We start from the raw sequence: 25,713 nt of genomic DNA on the forward strand, positions 1-25,713 counted from the left end.
GCATCGGCATAAACAGAAGGGAACAGTCATGAGTCTGGAAAAAATGGGGCAGGCGGCCCGTGAGGCCGCCTATCAGCTGGCCACCGTCAGCACGGCGCAGAAGAATCGGGCGCTGGCTGCCATCGCCGACGAACTGGAGGCGCGAAGCGCCCAGATCCTGGCTGCCAACGAGAAAGACATCGCCGCTGGGCGCGAGGCGGGGCTGTCGGAGGCCATGCTGGATCGGTTGCTGCTCAATCCGGCCCGTTTGGCTGGAATCGTGGCGGATGTGCGCAAGGTGATCACCCTGGATGATCCCGTGGGGGCCGAGATCGACAGCCGGGTACTGGAGAACGGCCTGCGCCTCTCCCGTCGCCGGGTGCCCATCGGCGTCATCGGCGTGATTTACGAGGCGCGTCCCAACGTCACCATCGATATTGCCAGCCTCTGCCTCAAGACTGGCAACGCCAGCATACTGCGCGGCGGCCGCGAGACCTTCCACTCCAACCTGGAGCTGGTGCGGGTGATCCAGAGCGCGCTGACCGCCTCAGGTCTGCCCGAGGCGGCGGTGCAGTACATCGACAACCCGGACAGGGCTCTGGTCGGTGAGCTGCTGCGCCTCGACCGCTACGTGGACATGATCATTCCCCGCGGTGGCGCCGGGCTGCACAAGATGTGCAAGGAGAACAGCTCCATCCCAGTCATCATCGGCGGATTCGGCATCAGCCATATTTTCGTGGACGAGAGTGCCGATCTGGTGCGTGCCTTGCCCCTCATCGACAACGCCAAGGTGCAGCGCCCCTCCGCCTGCAACGCCCTCGATACCCTGCTGGTGCACGAGAAGATTGCCGAGCGTCTGTTACCTCAGTTGGTGAGCCTGATGAACGAGCGCAAGGTGGCGCTGGTGGCCACCCCGGAGGCCATGCCTCTACTGGCCGGTGCCGAGCAACTGCGCGAAGCGGGTGCCGAGGACTTTGATACTGAATGGCTGTCGCTGACCCTGGGGATCAAACTGGTGGCGGACGTCAACGAGGCGCTGGCCCATATGCGCGAGCACAATGCCGGCCACTCGGACGCCATCCTCACCAACGATCTGGCCAATGCCGAGCGTTTCGTCAATGGCGCCGGTTCGGCGGCGGTCTATGTCAACGCTTCCACCCGTTTCACCGACGGTGGCCAGTTTGGTCTGGGGGCCGAGGTGGCGGTATCGACCCAGATGCTGCACGCCCGTGGTCCCATGGGGCTCACCGAGCTCACCAGCTACAAGTGGGTGGGCCAGGCGGACTATCTGAGCCGCGCCTGATGTGTCCTGGCGCCAGAGATGAAAATGCCGACCCCGGGGTCGGCATTTTGTTTTTTGAAGGTTCCCGGCATCGCGCCTGGGTACTTATTCCTGGGGATCCCGCTCAATGACGATGTTGGAGAAGCCCAGCTCCTTGAAGTAGTTCTCGCGGTAATCCTTCACGCTCTTCTTGTCGCGCCGGCATACCTGGGCCAGCTGCTCCTCCATGGCGTGGAAGCTGGTCAGGTTGATCCCTTCGGCAGCGGCAATGGCATCGTAGATGCTGTTGAACTTGTCGTTGGCGTAGCCGATCTCTTTGGTTTTCTTGCCGTAGGTGTAGGTAATCTTGAACGCCATGGCGTTATTCCTTTGATTTGGCCTGCTTGCGCTGGACGTAGAGGTAGAGGCTCTCTACCTTCTCCCGTGCCCAGGGGGTCTTGCGCAAAAACTTCAGGCTGGACTTGATGCTGGGCTCATGGGTAAAGCAGCGGATATTGATCTGCCTGCCAAGCTCTTCCCAGCCGTAGTGTTCGACCAGGGCGGTGACGATGGCTTCCAGCGTCAGCCCGTGCAGCGGGTTGTTCTTCTGGGAAGCGGGTTGATCGCTCATGCCTGCTCCGCCAGCTTGGCAAAGGGCTGGCCCATGCGGGTGGTGACCCCGTTGGCCAGATGGGGTTCGAACCCGGCCAGCATGCCCGGGCCAAACAGACAGACGACGGTGCTGCCGAGCTTGAACAGGCCCATCTCGGCGCCTTTTTGCAGGGTGATGGCCTCGTCGCCTGTGTAGTCCCAGCGCACCACCTTCTTCTCTTTGGTCGGCGCTATGTTGCCGGCCCAGATAGTCTCGATGCTGGCGACGATAGTGGCACCGACCAGCACCAGCGCCATGGGGCCGTGCGGGGTGCGGAAGGTGGCCACCACCCGCTCGTTGCGGGCAAACAGGTTGGGCACGTTCTCGGCGGTGAGCGGGTTGACGGAGAAGAGATCCCCCGGCACGAACACCATGCTCTCCAGCACTCCGTCCAGCGGCATGTGGATGCGGTGGTAATCCTTGGGCGCCAGATAGATGGTGGCAAAGTCGCCATCCTTGAACGGCGCAACCAGATCCTCATAACCACCCAGCAGCTCGCGGGCGCTGTAGTCGTGGCCCTTGGCCTGGATGATGCGACCCTGCTGGATGGGGCCGAGCTGGCTGACGGTGCCATCCACCGGCAGCGCCAGGGTCATGGCGTCTTCCACCACGGGGCGAATACCGGGCTTGAGCTCGCGGGTGAAGAACTCGTTGAAGCTCTTGTAGTGGGCAGGGCTCTCGTGCAGCGCCTCGCTCATGTCGACCTGGTACTGCTTGATAAAGGCCTCGATCACCTTGGTGGTGAGGTTTCCCGCTTCGGCGGCGGCAAGCTTGCCCACCAGGCGGGAGAGGGCGTGTTTGGGCAGACAGTATTGACCGGCAATTTTCAGGTTGTCAGTAATGCTCATGTTCATCATCAACGTAGGTTAAACAGGGTCACAGGCGTGCCTGTTGGCGACCGTGACGGGCTTCCTGCATGGTTTCCAGGATGCGGTGATAGTTGTGGAAGCGATCGGCGCTGATGGCGCCCGCTTCGACCGCGGCGCGCAGGGCGCAGCCGGGATCGTCCTTGTGGGTACAGTCGCGGAACTTGCAACCGCCCAGATAATCGCGGAACTCGACGAAGCACCAGGTGATGCGGTCGGCCTCCAGATGCCAGAGGGCGAACTCGCGGATCCCGGGGGAGTCGATGAGATCGCCACCGCTCGGGAAGTGGTAGAGCCGCGCCGTGGTGGTGGTGTGCTGGCCGAGCCCCGAGTTTTCGGAGATCTCGCCGGTGAGCACATCCAGCCCCGGCATCAGGGCGTTGGTGAGCGACGACTTGCCGACCCCGGACTGGCCGACGAAGATGCTGATCTTGTCGGTCAGGGCGGCTTTCAGCTCATCGAGCCCTTCGCCGCTCTCGCAGCTCACCAGCAGCACCTCGTAATTGAGCTTGCGGTAGGTTTCGAGCTGGCGCTCGATGCGGGCGCGGGCGGCATCATCGAGCATGTCGACTTTGTTCAGCACGATGAGGGGGCGGATCTCCACATCCTCGGCGGCCACCAGATAGCGGTCGACGATGTTGGTGGAGAACTCGGGCATCACCGCCGAGACGATGATGATCTGGTCGATGTTGGCGGCGATGGGTTTGACCCCGTCGTAGAAGTCCGGCCGGGTCAGCACCGAGTGACGCGGGTGCACCGCCTCGATGACGCCGGCGGTCGCGGCATTGAGGCCGGGACGCCACACCACCTTGTCGCCGCACACCAGGCTGCTGATGCTGCTGCGCCGCAGGTTGCTGCGGTGGATGGTGCCATCGCTCGCCTCGACGTCTGCATGCTGACCAAAACGGCTGATCACCACCCCTTCGATGGCCGGCCCGAACAGGGTGTCATCCACCTCTGTGGTGTGCTCTTTTTGCAGCCGACGCTCGCGGTTGGCCTGGACGCGCCTTTGTTGACCCAGATTGAGTTTTGCTTTCTTTGCCACTCGATTCGCCAGTTTATGAACAGATCCAAAGCCAGTATGATACATGCAAATTGGCAAAATTCCGCCATTCCTCCCAATAGAGAGAGCAATCATGACAGTCAGCGCGCAGAACCTGGTATGGATCGACATGGAGATGACGGGTCTCGACCCTGAAGAAAACGTGGTACTGGAGATCGCCACCATAGTCACCGACAAGGACCTGAACGTGCTGGCCGAAGGGCCGGTCATCGCCATCCACCAGAGCGACGAAGAGCTGGCCAAGATGGACGACTGGAACGTCAATACCCACACCAAGAGCGGTCTGGTGGCCCGGGTCAAGGCGAGCCAGCACGACGAGGCGAAAGCCGTCGCCGAGACCCTCGACTTCATTCGCCAGTGGGTGCCGGAGCGCACCAGCCCGCTGTGCGGCAACAGCATCGGCCAAGATCGCCGCTTCATGGTCAAGCACATGGCTGATCTGGAAGCCTTCTTCCACTATCGCAACGTCGATGTCAGCACCATCAAGGAGCTGGTACGCCGCTGGCAGCCGGAGCTGCTGGATCAGTTCAAGAAGAGCGGTACCCACCAAGCGCTGGACGATATCCGCGAATCCATTGCCGAGCTGCAGTTTTACCGCAGTCACGTCTTCAAGATCTGATGCCCAGGCAAGGGATTGCCCCGCTCTGGTTGCTAAAATCGACAGTTCGGTGAGCTTTTGAGCGAACGCGCGCAACCAGACAAAAAAGCCCTTGCAATTGGAATGACTGCTCTTATAATTCGGCTCCCGTACAGTAGCGCAAGCAACCAAATGCTGTACGGCCTGTTTTAAGGCAGTTGCGGGAATAGCTCAGTTGGTAGAGCACGACCTTGCCAAGGTCGGGGTCGCGAGTTCGAGTCTCGTTTCCCGCTCCAAAAATCTGATGATGACACTGGTGCAAACCAGCCCGATGCGGGAATAGCTCAGTTGGTAGAGCACGACCTTGCCAAGGTCGGGGTCGCGAGTTCGAGTCTCGTTTCCCGCTCCAATCATCATTTCGCCTAAAGACAACCCTTTGTTGCGGGAATAGCTCAGTTGGTAGAGCACGACCTTGCCAAGGTCGGGGTCGCGAGTTCGAGTCTCGTTTCCCGCTCCAAAAATTTGTAAGTGATATTCCGATGCGGGAATAGCTCAGTTGGTAGAGCACGACCTTGCCAAGGTCGGGGTCGCGAGTTCGAGTCTCGTTTCCCGCTCCAATCACTTGCAGATGACATCCTGTTGCGGGAATAGCTCAGTTGGTAGAGCACGACCTTGCCAAGGTCGGGGTCGCGAGTTCGAGTCTCGTTTCCCGCTCCAAAAAATTTGTAAGTGACATTCCGTTGCGGGAATAGCTCAGTTGGTAGAGCACGACCTTGCCAAGGTCGGGGTCGCGAGTTCGAGTCTCGTTTCCCGCTCCAATCACTTGCAAATGACATCCTGTTGCGGGAATAGCTCAGTTGGTAGAGCACGACCTTGCCAAGGTCGGGGTCGCGAGTTCGAGTCTCGTTTCCCGCTCCAATCTCTCCTCGAACTCTTGTCACTCCTTCTGATTTATCAATGACATCGCGCTGCGATGATTTTTCGTATCTGGCATTTGCCCAGATCGGCTTTCCCGTTTTTTGCAAACCGGGTTTGTACGTGGCTGGTCGTAGGGTACGGGATCATGACCCGTGGTGGGGGAGCGGAAAACGACGGGCAAAAAAATAGGAGGGGCGGCGGCTCCTCCTACGGGTTCGCTGGCACGGGCTTAGATAACGGTGACGTTCTCGGCCTGCGGGCCTTTCTTGCCTTGGGTCACAGTGAACTGGACTTTTTGACCTTCAGCCAGGGTCTTGAAACCCGCGCTCTGGATGGAGGAGAAGTGAACGAATACGTCCGGACCCTGGGATTGCTCGATAAAGCCAAAACCCTTGGTTTCGTTGAACCATTTGACCTGGCCGGTGCGAATGTCAGACATGTGCTAAATCCTATCTATAACAATATGAAACTAAGCCCGGTGGGGCTGCATTTGCCTTGTTGCAGGGGTTGGCTCATGACTGACCACGTCTCATTGTCCCAGTAGCACGCAGAACAATCCCTGTCTAAAGCAAAAACGATTGTACGTTAGCACCTATCCTTGTCAATTTTGCCCCTTTCGTTTTTTGAACAAGCTAAAAATATTGTGAAGTCAGCAGCTTATTTGAGGGAAAACGGCATAAAAAAACGGGAGGCCTGGCCTCCCGCTTCTCTTACTCCTTGAGGGCGAACCCCTCGCCCTGCCGATCGTAGCGATAGATGGCCTGGCCGTAGGAGCGAATTTCCACCCGCTGGATGCGACGATTTTCGTCCACCAGGATGAAGACCGATTTGCCGGATTGCAGCCGGGTCAGCGGACGATCCGGCCCTTCGATGGCGATGAGGCGACTCAGTTCCACCCCCGGCAGCTCGAATTTGCGGAAGATGGAGTAGAGGGTCTCGCCAGCCTGCACCTCATGTTGCAACCAGGTACCGTTGACCTTTTCTTCCACCGCCGGTTTGGCGGCAACTGCCGAAGAGGTGCTGCCGACAGTCAGTGCCTGGCTGGGTACGGCAAGGGGAATATCGAGTGAACCTGATGGGGCCACCGTTGGTGTACTGGGGGCCGGCTCCCAGGCCAGCACCAGCAACCAGAGCGGGGTCAGGATCAGCAGCCCTATGGTGTTTTTGCGGGGCAGCGGGCTGCTCAGCTTGAACCTGGTGGCCTTGGGTTCATGGCTACGTTGGCCGAAGCGGCTCATACCCTGGCCGATGCGCTGGCGCAGAGGCAGGGTTGCGGCATTGATACGATGGAGCAGGGATCCTTGTGATTCGTCTTGGCGACGCTGCTGGGCTCGTCTGTTATGGCCACGTGGGCGACGGTCCGGGGTGGGCACGGCATTTACCTCTCACTACATTGCCTGCCATCAGGCAAATACGATGCCTATGGTAAACGGACTCGCCCCCGAGGGGGAGAGTCCGTGAGAGGAAAATTATCAGCTGAGACGAAATTGTCCCAACAATTGCTGCAATCGCTCTGCGGCCTGACGCAGAGCCTGACTGGCTTTGGCCGTTTCGGTCGCATCCTGGGCGATGTCGTTGGCCAGTGCGTTGGTTTTTGACAGATTGCCGGAGACGGTCTCGGAAACCGAGCTCTGCTCCTCGGCGGCAGAGGCGATCTGGTAGGTCATGTCGTTGATGGTGGAGATGGCCTGATAGATGCTGCCGAGCGCCTCTTCCGCCAGATCTGCCTCGCCTACCGCTTGGTGGGTCAGCTGCTGGCTCTGGTTGATGGCGTTGACCGCGTTGGCCGAGCTGTGGCGGATCTTCTCGATCAGCTCCTGGGTGTTCTGCACCGCCTGCTGGGTGTTGCCCGCCAGCTTGCGCACTTCGTCGGCCACCACTGCAAAGCCGCGGCCCTGCTCGCCGGCGCGCGCCGCCTCGATGGCCGCATTGAGCGCCAGCAGGTTGGTCTGGTCGGCAATGCCCTGAATGACGGTGAGGATGCTGGTGATCTGCTCGCTGTCGTGGGCCAGCCCTTCCACTACCTCGGCCCCTTTCCCGGCCTCTGCGGCGACCTTGTGCATCGACTGGATCACCTGCTGGAAGCGTACCTTGCCCTGATCTGCCGCACTCTGGGCCTGCTTGGCCGAGTCTGCGGTGTTGTTGGCGTGGGTAGCCACCTCCTGGCTGACGTAGGACATCTCCTGCACCGCAGTCAGCATCTGCTCCATCTCTGCCTGATGATGCTGCAGGTTGTTGTCGGTCTGGCCGGCGATGCGGTCGGTGTCACCGGCGTGACGGTTCACCTCGCTGGCGGTTTTCAGCACGTCTCCCAGCAGCACCTGCAGCTTGTCGATGAAGCGGTTGATGCCCTTGGCCAGATCCCCCAGCTCGTCCACCGAGTTGGTGGTGAGGCGCTTGGTGAGATCCCCTTCGCCGTCGGCGATGTCATCCACCAGGCTGACCATCTGACGGATGGGGCCCGTGATGCTGCGAGCGATCACCAGCATGGTGGCCAGCGCCAGCACCAGCACGACGAGCGCACCCACCAGCTGTTGGGTCATGGCAGCCCGGTTCATATCGTTGAGCTGGGCTTCCAGCTGATCGGCGCCCGCCAGCACTACCTTGTAGGGCAGGGTGACAATGATGGCCCAGTTGCGGGCCATGCCCGGCACCATGATGGGCACCGAGATGCGGAATGAATCGTTCAGCTCCTGACGCTGAACCTCCGGCTTCAGATATTGTTGCCACTGCTGGCCGAGCACCTTGTCGGCCCGGCTGCCCAGCAGGCTGGCATCCCCGCTGGTGCCGGTGATGACACCGGCGGCGCTGACGATCAGGGTTTCGCCCTTGCCCTCATAGATGTTGCTGTTGAGGGTCTTGGCCTGGCGGCTGATGGAGTCTACCGCCAGATCCAGTGCGGCGATCCCCTTGAACTGGCCACCCACCATGATGGGGGTGGTGATGGTACTGACCAGCACCTGCTGGCCGTTGATGTCCACCTTGAAGGGATCGATGAGACAGGAGCGTCCCTCCCGTTTCGGACAGGAGTAGTAGTCGTTGGCCGGATTGCCGAACTCGTCGGGGTCGGTTTTTTCGATGGAGAGCAGCAGATCCGTGCCGATCTGATCCTTGTCACGATAGAAATAGGGAACGAAGCGACCCTTGTCGTCACTGCCGAGCGCGCTCTGGCCGGCGAAGCTGGCGTCCTGGCCATCGAAGCCGTTCGGTTCGAAGCCGGCAAAGGCGCCATAGAGTTGCGGCTCCAGCGCGAGCTGGGCCTTGAGCAGATCGGTGGCCTGCTGGCGAGTCAGGGGCAGCTTGCCTTCCTGCTGCAGGGCGAGGGCGCTGGCCATCTGCTGGGTATAGGAGAGCCCCTTTTGCAGCAATTGGGTGATGGCGGCCGCTTCGGCACGGGCGTTGGCGCTGACTTTTTGCCAGGCTTCTTGTTGCAGGGCGGCGCGGCTGGAGCTGATGGTCAGCTGTTGGGTCTGCTGACCCGAGTAGTGGTTGAGCAGGATCAGGATCACCAGGGCGGTGGTCATGGCGATCCCGGCCATTACCAGAATACGATTCTGGATAGAACGAAACTGCATCGTGCGTTCCTTGTGACGTGGAAAGTTGTTTGAATTATCGGCAGGGCGGGAGGCTTCTCCAGCAATGCTGCCTAGCAAAGCGGAAAAAACTGAACGGTTTTGCGATCCTCTTCAAAGATTGATGGGCATGCCCTATCGACCGCTTATTTCTTGTCCGGCGTCCTCATGGTTTTCCCATCCGTCACTGTCGGTGCTAAAATGCGACGGTTTTTTTAACGAATTGGCCCAAGGCCCTCTACACAAGGCTTAAAGATGAAAGTCAAAACCCGTTTTGCTCCCAGCCCGACCGGCTTTTTGCATGTCGGCGGTGCCCGTACCGCACTCTATTCCTGGTTGTTTGCAAAGAATCAGGGCGGTGAGTTCGTGCTGCGTATTGAGGATACCGATCTGGAACGTTCCACCCAGGAGGCGATCGACGCCATCATCGAGGGCATGGAATGGCTGGAGCTGAACTGGGATGAGGGCCCCTACTACCAGACCAAGCGTTTCGATCGCTACAATGCCTTGATCGACGAGATGCTGGCCGACGGTCGCGCCTACAAGTGCTACTGCTCCAAGGAGCGTCTGGAAGCGCTGCGTGAAGGCCAGATGGCCAACGGCGAGAAGCCCCGTTACGACGGCAAGTGCCGCCATGGTGATCACGATCACCCGGCCGATGCCCCCCACGTCATCCGTTTCCGCAACCCGACCGAAGGCTCAGTGGTGTTTGATGACCACGTACGTGGCCGCATCGAGTTCGCCAACACCGAGCTCGACGATCTCATCATCCGCCGCACCGATGGTGCCCCCACTTACAACTTCTGCGTGGTGGTGGACGATTGGGACATGGAGATCACCCACGTGGTGCGTGGTGAAGACCACATCAACAACACCCCGCGCCAGATCAACATCTACAAGGCGCTGAACGCGCCGGTGCCGGAGTTTGCCCACGTTTCCATGATCCTGGGTGACGACGGTGCCAAGCTCTCCAAGCGCCACGGTGCCGTCTCCGTGATGCAATACCGCGACGACGGCTATCTGCCGGAGGCCCTGTTGAACTATCTGGTGCGTCTGGGCTGGTCCCACGGCGATCAGGAGATCTTCAGCCTGGAAGAGATGATCAAGCTGTTCAGTCTGGATGCCATCTCCAAGTCTGCCTCTGCCTTCAACACCGACAAGCTGCTGTGGCTGAACAACCACTACATGCGCAGCCTGGATCCGGCCTATGTGGCCAAGCACCTGGCCTGGCACATGGAAAATCAGAAGATCGACACCAGCAATGGCCCGGCCTTGGCCGACGTGGTGACCCTGCTGGCCGAGCGCTGCAATACCCTGGTGGAGATGGCCGCCCAGAGCCGCTACCTGTTCGAAGAGTATGAAGCCATCGACGAAGCGGCTGCCAAGAAGCATCTGCGTGGCGTCGCCGCCGAGCCCTTGGCCCTGGCCAAGGCCAAGCTGGCTGCCCTGGATACCTGGACCACCGAAGCGCTGCACGAGCTGATTGAAGCCACTGCCGCCGAGCTGGGTCAGGGCATGGGCAAGGTCGGCATGCCGCTGCGCGTGGCGGTGACCGGTCTGGGCCAGTCCCCGGCTATTGATGCCGTGATGGCGCTGGTGGGCAAGGAGCGCGTGCTCGCTCGCATCGATCGTGCCCTGGCCTATATCGAAGCGCGCATGGCCGCTGAGTAAGCAGACCATCGTCAGGCCGGGCGGGATACCTGCTCAGCTGGACACCAGATACAAAAAATCCGAAACGTCATGTTTCGGATTTTTTTATGGTCGCAGTTTTGTGTGGCGGAGCCTGGCTGAGCAGGATCCGGATCGGGATCAGGTCAGCTTGAAGGAGTTGATCTGGCTGTCCAGATCCTTGCTGTGTTGCTCCACCAGCTCGGAGGCCTCCTGCAGCTCCCGCAGCACCACCACGGAGCCTTCGGCGATCTGCTTGACCTGCTCCAGGTTGCCGCGCATCTCTTCGGCCACCGAGCTCTGTTGCTCGGAGGCGGCGGCGATGTGGCGGTTCATATCGGCCACCCCCTGCACCCGTTGCACTATGGTGGCGAGTTGATCCCCCGCGCGAGTGACCTGCTCTACTCCCTTGTCCGCCTGTTGCACGCTCTGGGACATCAGCTCGGCCGCCTGGGCGGCATTGCCTTGCAGCTGTTCGATCATCTTCTGGATCTCGACGGTGGCCGCCTGGGCCCGGTTGGCCAGCTCGCGCACTTCCGAGGCGACTACCGCAAAGCCACGACCGGCCTCACCGGCACGGGCTGCCTCGATGGCGGCGTTCAACGCCAGCAGGTTGGTCTGCTCCGAAATGCCGCGAATGGTGTCGACCACAGAGCCGATGCGATCCACTCCCTGTTCCACCTGATTGACCACGGTGGCAGAGCGCTGGATGTTGCCGGAGAGGGTGTCGATGGTGTTGACGGTTTCCGCCACGCAGCGGCTGCCCTCTTCGGCCAGCTGGCTGGTTTCTGTGGTGGCATGGGAGGCCTGTTCGGCATGGGCTGCCACTTCACGAATGGCGCCGACCATCTGGCTCATGGCGCTGGCCAGTTGCTCTATCTGGCCGAACTCTTCGTTGATCGCCTCGTTGGCCTCCTCCATGCAAAGGGTGACCTGGGAGGCGATCTCGTTGAGCTCCTTGCAGGCGGCACGCTGGTTGCCAAACACAGCCTTGAGGTTTTCCTGGGAGTGGGAGACCGCCTTGGCAATGTCGCCGAACTCATCGCGGGAGTGGAGCAGCACCTTGTGGCTGAGATCCCGCTTGGCGAAGCGCTCCAGCAGGCCGACCAGATAATGTACCTGCTTCACCATCAGGCGGGAGCCGGTCAGCAACAGGATCACGAACAGCAGCCCCATGATGGCCGTCTCCATCAGACCGGTCCAGAGCAGGCGGTCGGCAATGGCATTTGCCTTGTCCGGATCCAGCCCTTCGCTGAGCAGGGTGGCTTCCAGATTGTTGGCATCGAACCAGAGCTTGGTGAGCAACAACAAGGTACTGAATACCATCAGCAGTACTACCTTGGGTACCAGCCGTATATCACTCATCCGCTTCTCTAGCAGGTTTAGCTGCATATTTTTTCTCCTTTAAAAAACTGCTTTTTCCTTTGTCCTCAGGGCTATCGGCATTATCTTCCCTTTTATTAATTTGCACTGTGTTTAAAGTTGGAAAATGTATGCGACATCACTTAACTCATCTGCGGGCCACCGATCTGCTGATGGCCTTCCTCTCTGTTATCTCGGTATTGCTGGTTACGGCCCGTTGGTGGGGGCACGAGACCCTGACTTCCCAGACACTGCAACTCTTCTATGACCTCGACAGCCTGATCTGTTACTTCTTTCTCGCCCACTTCGCCTATGGCCTGGCCCGCGCCCCGGACAGGAAGGCCTACTTCAAGGCCAACTGGTTCTATCTGCCGGGCAGTCTGCCCATGGTGGAATCCCTGCGCTGGGCCCGGTTGATCCAGTTGTGGCGGGTCTATCAGTTGCTGCGCAGCCAGCCGGACCTGCTGGCCATGTTTCGTCGCGAGCGAAACGAGACCACCATTTCCGGCATCCTGTTCCTGTTCGTCCTCTTGCTGGGGCTCGGCTCCGGGATCATGTACTGGATTGAATCCGGTCAGCCGGGCAGTGAAATCGAGACCCCCTATGATGCGTTCTGGTGGACCCTGGTGACCCTCTCCACCGTGGGTTACGGGGATCTGGTGCCCAAGACGGAGGAGGGGCGCTTTGTGGCCAGCCTGCTGATCCTGTTCGGGGTCGGCCTGTTTGGCGCGCTCAGCGGTTTCATGGCCAGCCTGTTTCTGCAGCCCAATCGCGGTGATAACGACACCGAGAAGTGGCGTCATCACTACAATGCCCAGCAGGAGCAGTTGTTGCAGGAGTTGCGAGCGCTGCGGGCCGAGGTACGGGAGCTGAGAAACAAGTGATGACGAGGTCAAAAAGTGGCCAAGTCATGCATGGCAGGGCAGGGAGTGCCCCCGGGGGAAGCGTTTTCTTTGCTTGTCCTTTAACCTGCCTGCGGCTTAACATTCAGCCTCTTACCCAAAACTGAAAAGAGAACCGATCGACCATGCGCGCCCTTCTCGGGATTTTGATCTGCTTGTGTGCCGGCCAGGCACTGGCCGAGACCCGTTATGTTTCAGACAACATCTTTACCTATATCCACAATGGCCCGGGGACCCAGTACCGGATCCTGGGCAGCGTCAAGGCGGGTGAGCCGCTGGAGATAAAGTCGGTGAACGGCGAAGCCGGTTTCACTCAGGTGGTGGACGGCCGTGGCCGTGAAGGGTGGATCAAGAGCAGCGAGCTGCAGAGCCAGCCCAGCCTGCGCGAGCGCCTGCCCCAGGTCGAGAAGGAGCGGGATGAGCTCAAGAGCCGCCTGCAGAACCTCAACGGCGACAACGAGAAACGCTTTGCCGAGAAGGATGGCCAGATTGAACTGCAGAGCAATGAGATAGCGTCGCTCAAGGCCCAGCTCGCCAGCCAGGGCGAGGAGATGAGCAATCTCAAGGAGCAGAACGATGCCCTGACCCAGAGTTATGACAACCGGGAACACGACATGCAGATGGACTGGTTCATCCGTGGCGGTGCCATGGTGGGGGCCGGCATCCTGCTCGGCATCCTGTTGCCCATGCTGCCTCGTCGCCGCAGCCGCAGCGATCGCTGGATGAATTGACAAAAATTGTCTGACTGAGCAGAAGGGTCGCCATGGCGGCCCTTCTCTGTTTCTATCGTTTGACGCAGGGCCGGAGGGGGCATAAAGGGAGAGCGAAATTGTATACAAAACAAGATGTGAAGCTGGCCTGAAAAGGGCATTTTCACCCTGAGATAGCCATAAAACTCCCATGTCAGCGATTTTTGTTAAAACAAGGCAACAAATTTATTTCATATAGGGTGCAATATTGTATACATTATCGGCGTTTCGGCGGCACGGCCGCCTTCGTCGATATCAGCCCTAGGGCGTACAGGAAGACCCCATATGTTCAAAGCGACTCAAGTGCTTGCAGCTGACTATATTCCCTCCGATCTGGCCGCCCTGCGCGAAGCCATCACCCAGAACTATGTGGTGGATGAAAATGCCTATCTGGCAGAGCTTGCCGCCATGCTGCCGGGAGATGGCGCCTCGCTGGAACAGGTGACCCAGCGGGCCCGCACCCTGGTGACCAAGGTGCGCAAGGAGAGCGGTTCCGGCGACGGTATCGACGCCTTCCTGCAGGAGTACAGCCTGGATACTCAGGAGGGGATCATCCTGATGTGTCTGGCAGAGGCGCTGCTGCGCATCCCCGATGCCCAGACCGCCGACGCCCTGATCAAGGACAAGCTCTCCGGCGCCAACTGGTCCTCTCATTTTCGCAAGAGCGACTCCACCCTGGTCAACGCCTCGACCTGGGGCCTGATGCTGACCGGCAAGATCATCAAGCTCGACAAGAAGCTCGACGGCAATCCTGCCAATCTGCTGGGGCGCATGGTCAACAAGCTGGGCGAACCCGTGGTGCGCTCTGCCATGTACGCCGCCATGAAGATCATGGGCAAGCAGTTCGTGCTGGGCCGCGATATGAAGGAAGCCCTCAAGGCGAGCCGCAAGTCCCGCGAGCTGGGTTACACCCACACCTACGACATGCTGGGTGAATCGGCGCTGACCATGCAGGACGCCGACAAGTACCTGGCCGACTACCACAACGCCATCGAAGCGGTGGGCGGCGAGCGGATCAGCGACGGCGGCCCGGCTCCCTCCATCTCCATCAAGCTCTCGGCGCTGCATCCGCGCTATGACGTGGCGAACCGCGAGCGGGTGCTCGGCGAGATGTGCGAGCGGCTGGTGGGGCTGGTGCGTCTGGCCCGCGACAAGGACGTGGCCATCAGCATCGACGCCGAGGAGATGGACCGCCTCGAGCTCTCCCTGGATCTGTTCGAGCAGCTCTATCGCTCCGAGGCCAACCGCGGCTGGGGCAAGCTCGGCATGGTGGTGCAGGCCTACTCCAAGCGTGCCCTGCCGGTCTTGTGCTGGCTCACCGCCCTGGCCCGCGAGCAGGGGGATATCATTCCGGTACGTCTGGTGAAGGGGGCCTATTGGGACAGCGAGCTGAAATATGCCCAGCAGGCGGGCTTGCCCGGTTATCCGCTGTTTACCCGCAAGGCCGGTACCGACATCTCCTACCTCGCCTGTGCCCGCTACCTGCTGAGCGAGCCGACCCGCGGCTTCATCGCGCCCCAGTTTGCCACCCACAACGCCAATACCGTGGTCAGCATTCTGGAGATGGCCGGCGATCGCCAGTTCGAATTCCAGCGCCTGCACGGCATGGGGGAGGAGCTGCACAACGCCGTGCTCAATGACAACCCGGGCCTGCACTGCCGCATTTATGCACCGGTCGGCGCCCACAAGGATCTGCTGCCCTACCTGGTGCGCCGTCTGCTGGAAAACGGCGCCAACACTTCGTTTGTGCACAAGCTGGTGGATCCCAACACCCCGGTGGACAGTCTGGCCGAGCACCCGCTGCGCACCCTCAAGCGCTACTCGAGCTTTGCCAACGACCGCATCCCGCAGCCGGTGAACCTGTTTAGCGATCGCAAGAACTCCAGTGGCGTGAACATGAACATCGTCTCCATCCAGCGCCCCTTCTTCGCCGGGCTCAAGGAGCTGGAGAGCAAGCAGTGGCTGGCCGGCCCCATCGTCGATGGCGAGACCCTCAAGCGCAATGACGCCCGTGTTGTGGTGAGCCCGCAGGACGTGAGCCTGACCGTCGGCAAGATCCACTGGGCCGACGAGCAGGCGGTGGAGCAGGCGCTGGCCTCTGCCCATGCCGCCTTCCCGCGCTGGCGCGAGACCTCGGTGAGCGAGCGTGCCGCCGCCCTTGAGAAACTGGCGGATCTGCTGGAAGCGAACCGCAACCAGTTTATTTCGCTCTGTACCCGTGAGGCGGGCAAGCTGCTGCAGGACGGCATCGACGAGGTGCGCGAGGCGGTGGATTTCTGTCGCTACTACGCGGTGCAGGCTCGCAGCATGATGGGTCAGGCGACCCTGCTGCCCGGCTACACCGGCGAGCAGAACGAGCTGTTCCTGCAAGGGCGCGGTGTGTTTGTCTGCATCAGCCCGTGGAACTTCCCGCTGGCCATCTTCCTGGGGCAAGTCGCGGCGGCGCTGGCCACCGGCAACACCGTCATCGCCAAACCGGCTGAGCAGACCGGCCTCATCGCCCATCTGGCGGTGACTCTGGCGCACCAGGCCGGCATCCCGGGTGACGTGCTGCAGCTGCTGCCGGGCGACGGTGCCACAGTGGGCGCCAAGCTGACAGCGGATCCCCGCATCGGCGGCGTCTGCTTCACCGGTTCCACCGAGACCGCCAAGCTCATCAACCAGACCCTGGCCAATCGTGACGGCGCCATCCTGCCGCTGATTGCCGAGACCGGCGGCCAGAACGCCATGATTGTCGACTCCACCGCCCTGCCGGAGCAGGTGGTGCGCGATGTGGTGAGCGCCGCTTTCCAGAGCGCCGGCCAGCGTTGTTCCGCCCTGCGGGTGCTGTTCCTGCAAGAGGAGATCGCCGATCGGGTGCTGGAGATCCTCACCGGCGCCATGCAGGAGCTCAAGGTCGGCAACCCGGCCGAGCACAACACCGACGTGGGCCCGGTCATTGACGCCGAGGCCAAGGCGGGGCTGGATCTGCACCTGGCCAGGATGATCCCGAAAAGCCGCCAGATCGCCCAGGCCCCCATGCCGAAGGCGACCCAGGAGGGACACTTCGTCCAGCCGACCGCGCTCGAGATCCGCTCCATCAAGGAGCTGGAGCGCGAGCAGTTCGGCCCCATCCTGCACGTGGTGCGCTATGTCGCCCGGGATCTGGAGCAGGTGATCAGCGACATCAACGGCACCGGCTACGGCCTGACGCTGGGCATTCACAGCCGCAACGAATCCCACGCAGAAGAGCTGGCGAGCCGCATCAACGTGGGCAACGTCTACATCAACCGCAACCAGATCGGCGCCATGGTCGGAGTGCAGCCGTTCGGTGGCCAGGGCCTCTCCGGCACCGGCCCCAAGGCGGGCGGCCCCCACTATCTGAGCCGCTTCGTCACCGAGAAGACCCGTACCATCAACACCACGGCGGTGGGGGGCAACGCCTCCCTGCTGGCAATGGGGGATGCCTGATATCGAGTCTTTCTGGTGAACACGAAATAACAAGGTCGCCTGCGGGCGACCTTGTTATTTTGGGGTGGCTCGTATCGGCGAGCCGCGCTAGCGGCATGGGGGTCGTCATCTTTTCGCGCTGGCCGTAAGATGAGAGCCTCGACCGGTGCCGAGCGCACCTTTACTACACAAAGCCTGGATGCTTATGTCATTGACCGAACAGGCCCGCTGGTTCGTACTGGGGGGCGATCACCTGGTGCTGCTCGACGAGCAGGGCCATATTCCGCAGGGGGCGTTGAGCCAGCTGCCCGCGTTTTTGCACACCAAGTCATTTGAGCGTTTCGACGAGTGGGAGGGCCTGCCCTGCTATCTGCTGGATCTGGGGGAGGAGGCCGAGACGTCTCTTATGACCCCCCTGCGCCAGCTGATGGTGGCCGGGGATGAAGAGGGCTTTCGCCTCGCCGGGCGTGCCTGGCAGCTCGCCACGTTTCGCCGCACCCATCGCTTCTGCGGCGAGTGCGGCGCCCCCATGGCGCCCAAGGCAGGGGAGTGGGCGCAAGGGTGCCGCCATGGCCACATCGTCTATCCGCGCATCTCCCCCTGCATCATAGTGGCGGTGCGCAAGGGGCCGGCCATCCTGCTGGCCGCCCATCGCCGTCACCATCAGGTCGAGGATCCCATGTATACGGTGCTGGCGGGCTTTGTGGAGGCGGGGGAGAACCTTGAGCAGTGTGTGGCGCGCGAGGTGTTCGAGGAGAGCGGCATCCGGGTACGCAACGTGCGCTACGTGGCCAACCAGCCCTGGCCCTTCCCCCACAGCCTGATGATGGGCTTCACCGCCGACTACGAGAGCGGCGAGATCCGGATACAGGACGAGGAGCTGGTGGCCGCCGACTTCTTCGAAGCTGACCGTCTGCCAAGGCTGCCTCCCCACGGTACCATAGCGCGGCGACTTATCGAGCTTTGCCTGGCGGGCGAGGCCTGAGGCGAGTCGTTATCCCCCCGTTGTAAAAAGGGACGCTTGTTTGCGTCCCTTCACATCTTTGCAACCGGCCCTGGATTTGCCACCCATTGGGCAGTCCGTTCCGGCGGGCAAAGTGGTATCATGGCCGCCATTTTATGCGTGATATGAATTCAGGAACTGGGATGAAAGAGCTGAAGAACGATCGTTACCTGCGTGCCCTGCTGCGCCAGGAAGTGGACATGACCCCGGTATGGATGATGCGCCAGGCTGGCCGTTATCTGCCGGAATACAAGGCGACCCGCGCCCAGGCGGGGGATTTTATGTCCCTGTGCCGCAACGCCGAGCTGGCCTGTGAAGTCACCCTGCAGCCGCTGCGCCGCTATCCGCTCGATGCTGCCATCCTCTTCTCCGACATTCTCACCGTGCCCGACGCCATGGGGCTGGGTCTCTACTTCGAGCAGGGGGAAGGCCCGCGCTTCGAGCGCCCGATAACATCCATGGCCGACGTGCAGGCACTGCCGGTGCCGGATCCGGAAGACGAGCTTGGCTACGTGATGAACGCGGTGCGCACCATCCGCCGCGAGCTCAAGGGCGAAGTGCCGCTGATCGGCTTCTCCGGCAGCCCCTGGACCCTGGCTACCTACATGGTGGAGGGGGGCAGCTCCAAGGCATTCACCAAGATCAAGCAGATGATGTACGCAGAGCCGCAGACCCTGCATCTGCTGCTCGACAAGCTGGCCGACAGCGTGATCGCCTATCTGAACGCCCAGATCAAGGCGGGTGCCCAGGCGGTCATGGTGTTCGACACCTGGGGCGGCGTGCTTACCCCGCGCGATTACCGCGACTTCTCCCTGCAGTACATGCACAAGATCGTCGACGGTCTGATCCGTGAGCACGACGGTCGCCGCGTGCCGGTCACCCTGTTCACCAAGAACGGCGGCCAGTGGCTGGAGCAGATCGCCGCCACCGGTTGTGATGCGCTGGGGCTGGACTGGACCACCGACATCGCGGACGCCAAGCGCCGGGTCGGCGACAAGGTGGCGCTGCAGGGCAACATGGACCCTTCCATGCTCTACGCCTCTCCCGAGCGCATCCGCGAAGAGGTCGCCTCCATCCTGGCCGGGTTCGGTCATGGCAATGGCCACGTCTTCAACCTGGGTCACGGCATCCATCAGGACGTGAACCCGGAGCATGCCGGCGTGTTCGTCAATGCGGTACACGAGCTCTCGGCTCAATACCACAAGCGCTGATACCGGCGCGTTTTATCGTGACGACGGGGCCTTGGGGCCCCGTTTCGTTGGTGGCGGGGCTGCATCCCGGTTGCCGCTCGGGTTACACTGCATCCCTTGTGGGAACGACGATGGGAGCGGGCATGAGTCTCGTTTTCCGGACAGATTTCCCTGGTCATGGCTGGAGGCTGGATGAGCAAGCGAGTATTGGATTGGGGTATCGATCTGGGCGGTACCAAGTGCGAGTGTGTGGTGCTGGAGGGGGACGAGGTGTTGCTGCGCCATCGTATCCCCACCGAGCGCCAGGGCGGTTATGACCACATGATCGGCCAGATCGCCAAACTGGTAGAGGAGTGCGCCGCCAAACTCGGCCAGCGCCCGGCCATCATCGGCATGGGCACCCCGGGAGCGCGGGATCCGCAAACCGGCCTGATGAAGAACTGCAATACGACCGAGCTCAACGACAAGCCGTTCAAGGAAGATCTGGAGCGCAGGCTCGGTGTACCCGTACTCATCGCCAACGATGCCAACTGCTTCGCCCTGGCGGAAACCCATCTCGGGGCGGTGCGCCAGCATCATCCGGATGCGAAAGTGGTGTTCGGTATCATCATGGGCACCGGCGTGGGTTCGGGCATTGTCATCAATGGCCGCATCCTCAACGGCCACCACGGCATCGCCGGTGAGTGGGGCCACAACGTGCTCTCACCCGATGGCCCCGAGTGCTACTGCGGCAAGCGTGGCTGCGTCGAGACCCTGATCAGCGGCCCGGCGCTGGAGGCCTGGTACGAAGCCAAGGCCAAGCGCCGCCTCTCGCTCGCCCAGATTGCGGCAGCTAGCACCCACGATCATGTGGCCAAGCTCACCATCGACCGGCTGCACCTGCTGTTTGGCCAGGCGCTGGCCAACGTGGTCAACATCCTGGATCCGGACGCCATCGTCATCGGTGGCGGGGTGGGCAATGTGCAGAGCCTCTATCGCGCCGGGCGGGAGACTATTTTGCCCTTCCTCTTTAATCCCCGCTTCCGGGCCCCCATTATTGCACCAGTCCTTGGCGACAGCGCCGGGGTGTTTGGCGCGGCCTTGCTGGCCCGCGGTGAATTCAAGGATGCCCTGCTGTCGTGAGCCGGGTGTCGGGTGGCCCTGAGGCCACCCCTTTTTGCTGGTAAGGAATGCATCCCAGATGATCAAGATTGCCATCAATGGTTACGGACGGATCGGTCGCAACGTGTTGCGGGCCCTCTATGAAAGCGGGCGCGACAAGACCATCAAGATCGTCGCCATCAACGAACTGGCGGCGCCGGAGGCCATGGTGCACCTGACCCGCTTTGACACAAGCCACGGTCGCTTCCGTTATCCGGTGCAACTGGCCGGCAACAGCATGCAGGTAGGCGAAGACCTCATCTCCCTGTTTGCCGAGAAAGACCCGTCCAGATTGCCGTGGCGGGCGCTGGGGGTGGACGTGGTGCTGGATTGCACCGGGGTGTTCGGCTCGCGCGCCGATGCCGAGCTGCATCTGGCGGCGGGGGCGGGCAAGGTACTCTTCTCCCATCCGGCCGATGCGGATGTGGATGCCACCATCGTCTACGGGGTCAATCACCAGGTGCTGACGGGACGGGAACGGATCGTCTCGAACGCCTCCTGTACCACCAACTGCGTGGTCCCCGTCATCGAAACATTGCATCGAGAATTCGAAATAAATTGTGGTACTATTACGACAATTCATTCGGCCATGCATGACCAGCAAGTCATCGATGCCTACCATGGCGACTTGCGCCGAACTCGCGCCGCCAGCCAGTCCATCATCCCGGTGGATACCAAGCTAGCCAAGGGGTTGGAGCGTATCCTGCCCCACTTCGCCGGCAAGTTCGAGGCGATCGCGGTACGGGTACCGACCATCAATGTAACAGCGATGGATCTGAGTATTACTGTTCGTAAAAAAGTGACAGTTAGTGACGTAAATCAAGCCCTGCAACGGGCATCCAGAGGTACATTACAAGGTATTCTGGATTACACGGAAGAGCCGCTGGTCTCCGTAGACTTTAATCATGATGCACACTCCTGCATCATTGATGGTACCCAGACCCGGGTGAGCGATGCCAACCTCGTCAAGATGTTGATGTGGTGCGATAACGAATGGGGCTTCGCGAATCGGATGCTGGATACTACCCGGGCCATGATGGTTGCAGGCTGAGCCTGCCCCGGACGAAAGGTTACTGTTTTTAACATTACCTGGAAAAATATAGAGGACTGAATATGTCTGTTATCAAGATGACTGACCTGGATCTGGCGGGCAAACGCGTTCTGATCCGTGCTGACCTGAACGTGCCGGTAAAAGACGGCAAGGTTACCTCCGATGCACGGATCAAAGCTACCCTGCCGACCATCAAGCTGGCTCTGGAAAAGGGCGCCAAGCTGATGATCACCTCCCACCTGGGTCGTCCGACCGAAGGCGAGTACAACGAAGAGTTCTCTCTGCTGCCGGTTGTCAACTATCTGAAAGACGCTCTGTCCTGCCCGGTTCGCCTGGCCAAGGATTACCTGGATGGCGTGGAAGTCGCTGCCGGTGAGCTGGTTGTGCTGGAAAACTGCCGCTTCAACAAGGGCGAGAAGAAGAACGCCGAAGAGCTGGCCAAGAAGTATGCCGCTCTGTGTGACGTCTTCGTAATGGATGCATTCGGTACTGCTCACCGCGCCGAAGGTTCCACCTACGGTGTGGCCCAGTTTGCCCCGATCGCCTGTGCCGGCCCCCTGCTGGCCGGTGAACTGGAAGCCCTGGGCAAGGCCATGCTGAAGCCCGAGCGCCCCATGGTTGCCATCGTTGGCGGCTCCAAGGTCTCTACCAAGCTGACCGTACTGGAATCCCTCTCCAAAATCGCTGACCAGCTGGTGGTCGGTGGTGGCATCGCCAACACCTTCATCGCCGCTGCTGGTCACAACGTCGGCAAGTCCCTGTGCGAGCACGATTTGATCGACACCGCCAAGAAGCTGGCTGCCGAAACCTCCATCCCGGCCACCACCGACGTGGTTGTGGGTAAAGAGTTCTCCGAGTCCACTCCGGCCACCACCAAGTCCGTCGCTGACGTTGCCGACGACGACATGATCTTCGACATCGGTCCGGATTCCGCCAAGGCCCTGGCCGACATCATCATGAACGCCAAGACCATCCTGTGGAACGGCCCGGTCGGCGTGTTCGAGTTCGACCAGTTCGCCAAGGGTACCGAAGTGATCGCCAAGGCCATCGCCGAATCCCCGGCCTTCTCCATCGCTGGCGGTGGTGACACCCTGGCTGCCATCGACAAGTTCGGCATCGCCGACAAGGTCTCCTACATCTCCACCGGCGGTGGCGCCTTCTTGGAGTTCGTAGAAGGCAAGGTACTGCCTGCTGTCGCGATTCTGGAAGAGCGCGCCAAAGCCTAATTGACCCGAGACGGGGGGCAAAAGCCTCCCGTTTCGTTTATCATGTGCCCGCTGTGCCGGTTCATGATGAACCCCCCATTTTTTATTAACGGCATACGAGACAGGACGATTAAACATGTCTAAGAAAATTTTCGACTTCGTAAAACCCGGCGTGATCACTGGTGATGACGTTCAGAAAGTGTTCGCCATCGCTAAAGAGAACGGCTTCGCTCTACCGGCCGTCAACTGTGTTGGTACCGACTCCGTGAACGCCGTGCTGGAAGCTGCCGCCAAGGTGAAAGCGCCGGTTATCGTTCAGTTCTCCAACGGTGGTGCAGCATTCACCGCTGGTAAGGGTCTGAAGCTGGAAGGTCAGAAGGCTGCCATCATCGGTGCCATCTCCGGTGCCAAGCACGTTCACGCCGTTGCCGAAGCTTACGGTGTACCTGTGATCCTGCACACCGACCACGCTGCCAAGAAGCTGCTGCCGTGGATCGACGGTCTGCTGGAAGCGGGCGAGAAGCACTTCGCTGAAACCGGCAAGCCGCTGTTCTCCTCCCACATGCTGGATCTGTCCGAAGAGTCTCTGGAAGAGAACATCGACATCTGCTGCGAGTACCTGACCCGCATGGCCAAGATGAACATGACTCTGGAGCTGGAACTGGGTTGCACCGGTGGCGAAGAAGACGGCGTCGACAACAGCCACATGGATCAGTCCGCTCTGTACACCCAGCCGGAAGACGTGGCCTACGCCTACGAGCGTCTGTCCAAGATCAGCCCGCGTTTCACCATCGCTGCCTCCTTCGGCAACGTACACGGTGTCTACAAGCCGGGTAACGTCAAGCTGACCCCGTCCATCCTGGATGCGTCCCAGAAGTACGTTTCCGAGAAGTTCGGTATTCCGGCCAAGTCCCTGGACTTCGTATTCCACGGTGGTTCCGGTTCCACTCTGGAAGAGATCCGCGAATCCATCTCCTACGGCGTCGTGAAGATGAACATCGACACCGACACCCAGTGGGCGACCTGGGAAGGCATTCTGGACTTCTACAAGACCAACGAAGCCTACCTGCAAGGTCAGCTGGGTAACCCGGAAGGTGCCGACAAGCCGAACAAGAAGTTCTACGATCCGCGCGTATGGCTGCGTGCCGGTCAGACTTCCATGATCAAGCGTCTGGAACAGGCTTTCTCCGACCTGAACGCCATCGACGTACTGTAATTCGTTACCGTACCTTGATTGCATGAAAAGGCGCCCTTCGGGGCGCCTTTTGCATTTCTGTGATCCGGTGCGACTGGTTTGCAGTGAGTGAGCTGGGTATTATCGAAACAAATCTGCTTATTTTATTAAACAATTTGCAACCAAGGCAGGATGCTGAGCATGCAGGCAGGAAAGCACAACGCACATCAGGAACACGCGGCCTCCTATTACGCCGCGACTCGCAACGATTCGCAGGAGTGGCCCGAGCTGGCCGGTGAACATCAGGCGGATGTCTGTGTCATTGGCGGTGGCTTTACCGGCCTCAACACCGCCATCAACCTGGCCGATGCCGGCTACAAGGTGATACTGCTGGAGGCCAACCGCATCGGCTGGGGCGCGTCCGGGCGCAACGGCGGCCAACTCATTCGTGGCATCGGCCACGACACCAGCCAGTTTGCCCGCTGGATTGGCGAAGAAGGCGTGCGTGAGCTGGATCTGATGGGATTGGAGGCGGTGCAACTGGTGCGCGAGCGAGTTGCGCGTTTTGCCATCGACTGCGATCTCACCTGGGGCTATTGCGATCTTGCTACCCGTCAGCGCCATCTGGCCGGTTTCGAGGAAGAGCTCGAACATCTGGCGAGCCTGGGCTACGAGCATGAGGTGAGGCTGGTGCCACGCGAGGAGATCCACACGGTCGTGGGCTCGGATCGCTACATCGGCGGCCTCATCGACATGGGCTCCGGCCACCTTCACCCCCTCAACCTAGCCCTTGGCGAGGCGCGCGCCGCCCAAAGTCTGGGCGTCGCCCTGTTCGAGCAATCCAGGGTAACCCATATCGACTACGGCAAGCGGGTGGAGATCACCACCGCTCACGGCCGGGTGAGCAGCGACTATCTGGTGATAGGGTGCAACGCCTATCTCAACGAACTCAATCCTGAACTCGGGGGCAAGGTGCTGCCGGCAGGTTCCTACATCCTCGCCACCGAGGTGCTGGAGAAGCGGCTGCGTCAGCGCTTGCTACCGCAGAACATGGCGGTGTGTGATCAGAATGTGGCACTCGACTACTACCGCCTCTCCGCCGACGGCCGCCTGCTGTTTGGCGGTGCCTGCAACTATTCCGGCCGTGATCCTCGCGATATAAAAGCCTTTATGCTGCCCAAGCTGCTGCGGGTATTCCCCGAACTGGCCGGCACCGCCATTGAATTCCAGTGGGGGGGGATGATAGGCATAGGCGCCAACCGCTTGCCGCAAATCGGCCGCCTCAAGCAGCATCCCAATGTCTTCTACGCCCAGGCTTATTCGGGGCATGGGGTCAATGCCACCCACATGGCGGGCAAGCTGCTGGCGGAGGCGATCCGCGGCGAGAGCCGGGGCTTCGATCTGTTTGCCAGCGTGCCCCATATCACCTTCCCCGGTGGCCCTGCACTGAGCTCCCCGCTGCTGGCGCTCGGCATGCTGTGGCACCGGATGAAGGATTTGCTATAGCGCAGGCGGGGCGGGCATGATCCTGAGCGGGATTAGTGGACGGGCTCGGCCAGCCGCCAGCCCTGCTCCGTCTTCATCATCCACACCTCGGCTTGCTGGGGCAGCACCTGGCCAGCCTCGAAGTCGCCATATTTGCGTTCGAGCCCCATCAGTCCCATCTCCTGCTGGAAGGGACCGACCTTGTCGTAGACCAGATCCTCGTCGTGCAGCACCTGCAGTTGAGCCAGCCCCTGCTTGAAGTGGAGCTGGTAGCTGACCTTGACCAGATAGACGCCTTCCATGCGTTCCTCCTTGTCCAGGACGGCGAAGTTGCTGATCTCGAACAGGCTGGCGTCCGTCTCCGCCATCAGCTTGTCACTGACCTGCTGGCGGATCACCTCTTCACCGGGGCCTGCGCTGCAGCCATAGAGCCAGAGGGCCAGCAGGGGGATGAACCACTTTTTCAT

Annotated in this window: 21 protein-coding genes, 7 tRNA genes and 1 pseudogene; 20 read left to right on the forward strand and 9 right to left on the reverse strand. The window is 60.7% G+C overall.

Translation table 11 applies throughout. The features are described from left to right. Window positions 1-10: 10 nt before the first annotated feature. Window positions 11-1,282 (forward strand): annotated as a pseudogene (locus LA321_RS10390) (glutamate-5-semialdehyde dehydrogenase); the annotation flags it as partial. Window positions 1,283-1,366: 84 nt separating this feature from the next. Here the strand turns inward: LA321_RS10390 and LA321_RS10395 are convergent. From LA321_RS10395 to rsgA, 4 genes are read right to left on the reverse strand one after another with little or no spacing between them, the layout of a single operon-like run. Beyond that, window positions 1,367-1,618 (reverse strand): DUF2960 domain-containing protein, encoded by a 252-nt coding sequence (locus LA321_RS10395; protein ID WP_042070102.1) that lies wholly within the window; start codon window positions 1,616-1,618, stop codon window positions 1,367-1,369. Window positions 1,619-1,622: 4 nt separating this feature from the next. Then, complete coding sequence (locus tag LA321_RS10400; protein ID WP_042070101.1) at window positions 1,623-1,871, reverse strand: VF530 family protein; 249 nt, start codon at window positions 1,869-1,871, stop codon at window positions 1,623-1,625. Next, window positions 1,868-2,740: an archaetidylserine decarboxylase gene (gene asd / locus LA321_RS10405; RefSeq protein WP_042070100.1), complete on the reverse strand. Its 873-nt coding sequence runs from the start codon at window positions 2,738-2,740 to the stop codon at window positions 1,868-1,870. The genes LA321_RS10400 and asd overlap by 4 nt, the downstream gene beginning before the upstream one ends. A gap of 28 nt (window positions 2,741-2,768) precedes the next feature. Continuing rightward, on the reverse strand, window positions 2,769-3,803 hold the full coding sequence (rsgA, locus tag LA321_RS10410; protein ID WP_041202860.1) for a small ribosomal subunit biogenesis GTPase RsgA: 1,035 nt from the start codon (window positions 3,801-3,803) through the stop codon (window positions 2,769-2,771). Window positions 3,804-3,894: 91 nt separating this feature from the next. On the opposite strand from rsgA, the gene orn reads away from it, so the two are divergent. The 8 genes from orn (at window position 3,895) to LA321_RS10450 (ending at window position 5,316) form a co-directional block, all read left to right on the forward strand. Continuing rightward, a complete protein-coding gene (orn, locus tag LA321_RS10415) occupies window positions 3,895-4,440 on the forward strand; it encodes an oligoribonuclease (RefSeq protein ID WP_026455924.1) in 546 nt (181 codons plus the stop codon). A gap of 178 nt (window positions 4,441-4,618) precedes the next feature. Continuing rightward, window positions 4,619-4,694: transfer RNA gene (locus tag LA321_RS10420), tRNA-Gly, on the forward strand. A 37-nt stretch (window positions 4,695-4,731) separates the two neighbouring features. After that, window positions 4,732-4,807: transfer RNA gene (locus LA321_RS10425), tRNA-Gly, on the forward strand. A 32-nt stretch (window positions 4,808-4,839) separates the two neighbouring features. Further along, window positions 4,840-4,915, forward strand: a tRNA-Gly gene (locus LA321_RS10430). Window positions 4,916-4,939: 24 nt separating this feature from the next. After that, a tRNA-Gly gene (locus tag LA321_RS10435) sits at window positions 4,940-5,015 on the forward strand. Window positions 5,016-5,039: 24 nt separating this feature from the next. Beyond that, window positions 5,040-5,115 (forward strand) — tRNA-Gly (locus tag LA321_RS10440). Window positions 5,116-5,140: 25 nt separating this feature from the next. Beyond that, window positions 5,141-5,216, forward strand: a tRNA-Gly gene (locus tag LA321_RS10445). 24 nt (window positions 5,217-5,240) lie between these two features. Then, a tRNA-Gly gene (locus LA321_RS10450) sits at window positions 5,241-5,316 on the forward strand. Window positions 5,317-5,545: 229 nt separating this feature from the next. Here LA321_RS10450 and LA321_RS10455 read toward each other — a convergent pair. The 3 genes from LA321_RS10455 to LA321_RS10465 all read right to left on the reverse strand — a co-directional run bounded on the left by LA321_RS10455 (window position 5,546) and on the right by LA321_RS10465 (window position 8,891). Further along, the gene (locus LA321_RS10455; protein WP_005297820.1) at window positions 5,546-5,755 is read right to left on the reverse strand and encodes a cold-shock protein; all 210 of its coding nucleotides are present in this window, start codon (window positions 5,753-5,755) and stop codon (window positions 5,546-5,548) included. A gap of 271 nt (window positions 5,756-6,026) precedes the next feature. Then, window positions 6,027-6,689 carry a LysM-like peptidoglycan-binding domain-containing protein gene (locus tag LA321_RS10460; RefSeq protein ID WP_042070099.1) on the reverse strand — a complete coding sequence of 221 codons (663 nt, stop codon included), beginning with the start codon at window positions 6,687-6,689 and terminating at the stop codon, window positions 6,027-6,029. Between the two features lie 99 nt (window positions 6,690-6,788). Beyond that, complete coding sequence (locus LA321_RS10465) at window positions 6,789-8,891, reverse strand: methyl-accepting chemotaxis protein (protein WP_042070098.1); 2,103 nt, start codon at window positions 8,889-8,891, stop codon at window positions 6,789-6,791. A 252-nt stretch (window positions 8,892-9,143) separates the two neighbouring features. On the opposite strand from LA321_RS10465, the gene gltX reads away from it, so the two are divergent. Beyond that, window positions 9,144-10,559: a glutamate--tRNA ligase gene (gltX, locus tag LA321_RS10470; RefSeq protein ID WP_042070096.1), complete on the forward strand. Its 1,416-nt coding sequence runs from the start codon at window positions 9,144-9,146 to the stop codon at window positions 10,557-10,559. Between the two features lie 138 nt (window positions 10,560-10,697). Here the strand turns inward: gltX and LA321_RS10475 are convergent, their stop codons facing one another. After that, the gene (locus tag LA321_RS10475; protein ID WP_026455921.1) at window positions 10,698-11,948 is read right to left on the reverse strand and encodes a methyl-accepting chemotaxis protein; all 1,251 of its coding nucleotides are present in this window, start codon (window positions 11,946-11,948) and stop codon (window positions 10,698-10,700) included. Window positions 11,949-11,980: 32 nt separating this feature from the next. Here LA321_RS10475 and LA321_RS10480 point away from each other — a divergent pair, with 32 nt between their 5' ends. From LA321_RS10480 to LA321_RS10525, 10 genes are all read left to right on the forward strand, one after another. Then, window positions 11,981-12,802 (forward strand): potassium channel family protein, encoded by an 822-nt coding sequence (locus LA321_RS10480; RefSeq protein WP_042070094.1) that lies wholly within the window; start codon window positions 11,981-11,983, stop codon window positions 12,800-12,802. 143 nt (window positions 12,803-12,945) lie between these two features. Beyond that, window positions 12,946-13,551: a TIGR04211 family SH3 domain-containing protein gene (locus LA321_RS10485; RefSeq protein WP_042028283.1), complete on the forward strand. Its 606-nt coding sequence runs from the start codon at window positions 12,946-12,948 to the stop codon at window positions 13,549-13,551. A 303-nt stretch (window positions 13,552-13,854) separates the two neighbouring features. Continuing rightward, window positions 13,855-17,019, forward strand: coding sequence for a bifunctional proline dehydrogenase/L-glutamate gamma-semialdehyde dehydrogenase PutA (putA, locus tag LA321_RS10490; protein WP_042070093.1), 3,165 nt, complete (start codon window positions 13,855-13,857; stop codon window positions 17,017-17,019). A 184-nt stretch (window positions 17,020-17,203) separates the two neighbouring features. Beyond that, a complete protein-coding gene (gene nudC, locus LA321_RS10495) occupies window positions 17,204-17,983 on the forward strand; it encodes an NAD(+) diphosphatase (RefSeq protein WP_042070092.1) in 780 nt (259 codons plus the stop codon). 161 nt (window positions 17,984-18,144) lie between these two features. Further along, window positions 18,145-19,212 carry a uroporphyrinogen decarboxylase gene (gene hemE / locus LA321_RS10500; RefSeq protein WP_026455918.1) on the forward strand — a complete coding sequence of 356 codons (1,068 nt, stop codon included), beginning with the start codon at window positions 18,145-18,147 and terminating at the stop codon, window positions 19,210-19,212. A 171-nt stretch (window positions 19,213-19,383) separates the two neighbouring features. Beyond that, window positions 19,384-20,313, forward strand: coding sequence for an ROK family protein (locus tag LA321_RS10505; protein WP_042070090.1), 930 nt, complete (start codon window positions 19,384-19,386; stop codon window positions 20,311-20,313). 58 nt (window positions 20,314-20,371) lie between these two features. Next, window positions 20,372-21,382, forward strand: coding sequence for an erythrose-4-phosphate dehydrogenase (gene epd, locus LA321_RS10510; protein ID WP_042070089.1), 1,011 nt, complete (start codon window positions 20,372-20,374; stop codon window positions 21,380-21,382). 62 nt (window positions 21,383-21,444) lie between these two features. Continuing rightward, window positions 21,445-22,608 (forward strand): phosphoglycerate kinase, encoded by a 1,164-nt coding sequence (locus LA321_RS10515; RefSeq protein ID WP_042070088.1) that lies wholly within the window; start codon window positions 21,445-21,447, stop codon window positions 22,606-22,608. A gap of 115 nt (window positions 22,609-22,723) precedes the next feature. After that, window positions 22,724-23,803, forward strand: coding sequence for a class II fructose-bisphosphate aldolase (gene fbaA / locus LA321_RS10520; protein ID WP_042070087.1), 1,080 nt, complete (start codon window positions 22,724-22,726; stop codon window positions 23,801-23,803). Between the two features lie 159 nt (window positions 23,804-23,962). After that, window positions 23,963-25,267, forward strand: coding sequence for an NAD(P)/FAD-dependent oxidoreductase (locus LA321_RS10525; protein ID WP_156140911.1), 1,305 nt, complete (start codon window positions 23,963-23,965; stop codon window positions 25,265-25,267). 32 nt (window positions 25,268-25,299) lie between these two features. Here LA321_RS10525 and LA321_RS10530 read toward each other — a convergent pair whose 3' ends face one another. Then, window positions 25,300-25,713 (reverse strand): hypothetical protein, encoded by a 414-nt coding sequence (locus LA321_RS10530; RefSeq protein WP_042070084.1) that lies wholly within the window; start codon window positions 25,711-25,713, stop codon window positions 25,300-25,302.

It is taken from the genome of Aeromonas enteropelogenes, from assembly GCF_020097295.1.
Lineage (GTDB): Bacteria > Pseudomonadota > Gammaproteobacteria > Enterobacterales > Aeromonadaceae > Aeromonas > Aeromonas enteropelogenes.

Excerpts from the sequence above, each read along its gene's own strand:
- LA321_RS10395 (WP_042070102.1), bottom strand. The coding sequence starts at position 1,618 with ATGGCGTTCAAGATTACCTACACCTACGGCAAGAAAACCAAAGAGATC.
- LA321_RS10400 (WP_042070101.1), bottom strand. The coding sequence starts at position 1,871 with ATGAGCGATCAACCCGCTTCCCAGAAGAACAACCCGCTGCACGGGCTG.
- asd (WP_042070100.1), bottom strand. The coding sequence starts at position 2,740 with ATGAGCATTACTGACAACCTGAAAATTGCCGGTCAATACTGTCTGCCC.
- orn (WP_026455924.1), top strand. The coding sequence starts at position 3,895 with ATGACAGTCAGCGCGCAGAACCTGGTATGGATCGACATGGAGATGACG.
- LA321_RS10455 (WP_005297820.1), bottom strand. The coding sequence starts at position 5,755 with ATGTCTGACATTCGCACCGGCCAGGTCAAATGGTTCAACGAAACCAAG.
- LA321_RS10465 (WP_042070098.1), bottom strand. The coding sequence starts at position 8,891 with ATGCAGTTTCGTTCTATCCAGAATCGTATTCTGGTAATGGCCGGGATC.
- gltX (WP_042070096.1), top strand. The coding sequence starts at position 9,144 with ATGAAAGTCAAAACCCGTTTTGCTCCCAGCCCGACCGGCTTTTTGCAT.
- LA321_RS10475 (WP_026455921.1), bottom strand. The coding sequence starts at position 11,948 with ATGCAGCTAAACCTGCTAGAGAAGCGGATGAGTGATATACGGCTGGTA.
- LA321_RS10485 (WP_042028283.1), top strand. The coding sequence starts at position 12,946 with ATGCGCGCCCTTCTCGGGATTTTGATCTGCTTGTGTGCCGGCCAGGCA.
- putA (WP_042070093.1), top strand. The coding sequence starts at position 13,855 with ATGTTCAAAGCGACTCAAGTGCTTGCAGCTGACTATATTCCCTCCGAT.
- nudC (WP_042070092.1), top strand. The coding sequence starts at position 17,204 with ATGTCATTGACCGAACAGGCCCGCTGGTTCGTACTGGGGGGCGATCAC.
- hemE (WP_026455918.1), top strand. The coding sequence starts at position 18,145 with ATGAAAGAGCTGAAGAACGATCGTTACCTGCGTGCCCTGCTGCGCCAG.
- LA321_RS10505 (WP_042070090.1), top strand. The coding sequence starts at position 19,384 with ATGAGCAAGCGAGTATTGGATTGGGGTATCGATCTGGGCGGTACCAAG.
- epd (WP_042070089.1), top strand. The coding sequence starts at position 20,372 with ATGATCAAGATTGCCATCAATGGTTACGGACGGATCGGTCGCAACGTG.
- LA321_RS10515 (WP_042070088.1), top strand. The coding sequence starts at position 21,445 with ATGTCTGTTATCAAGATGACTGACCTGGATCTGGCGGGCAAACGCGTT.
- fbaA (WP_042070087.1), top strand. The coding sequence starts at position 22,724 with ATGTCTAAGAAAATTTTCGACTTCGTAAAACCCGGCGTGATCACTGGT.
- LA321_RS10525 (WP_156140911.1), top strand. The coding sequence starts at position 23,963 with ATGCAGGCAGGAAAGCACAACGCACATCAGGAACACGCGGCCTCCTAT.
- LA321_RS10530 (WP_042070084.1), bottom strand. The coding sequence starts at position 25,713 with ATGAAAAAGTGGTTCATCCCCCTGCTGGCCCTCTGGCTCTATGGCTGC.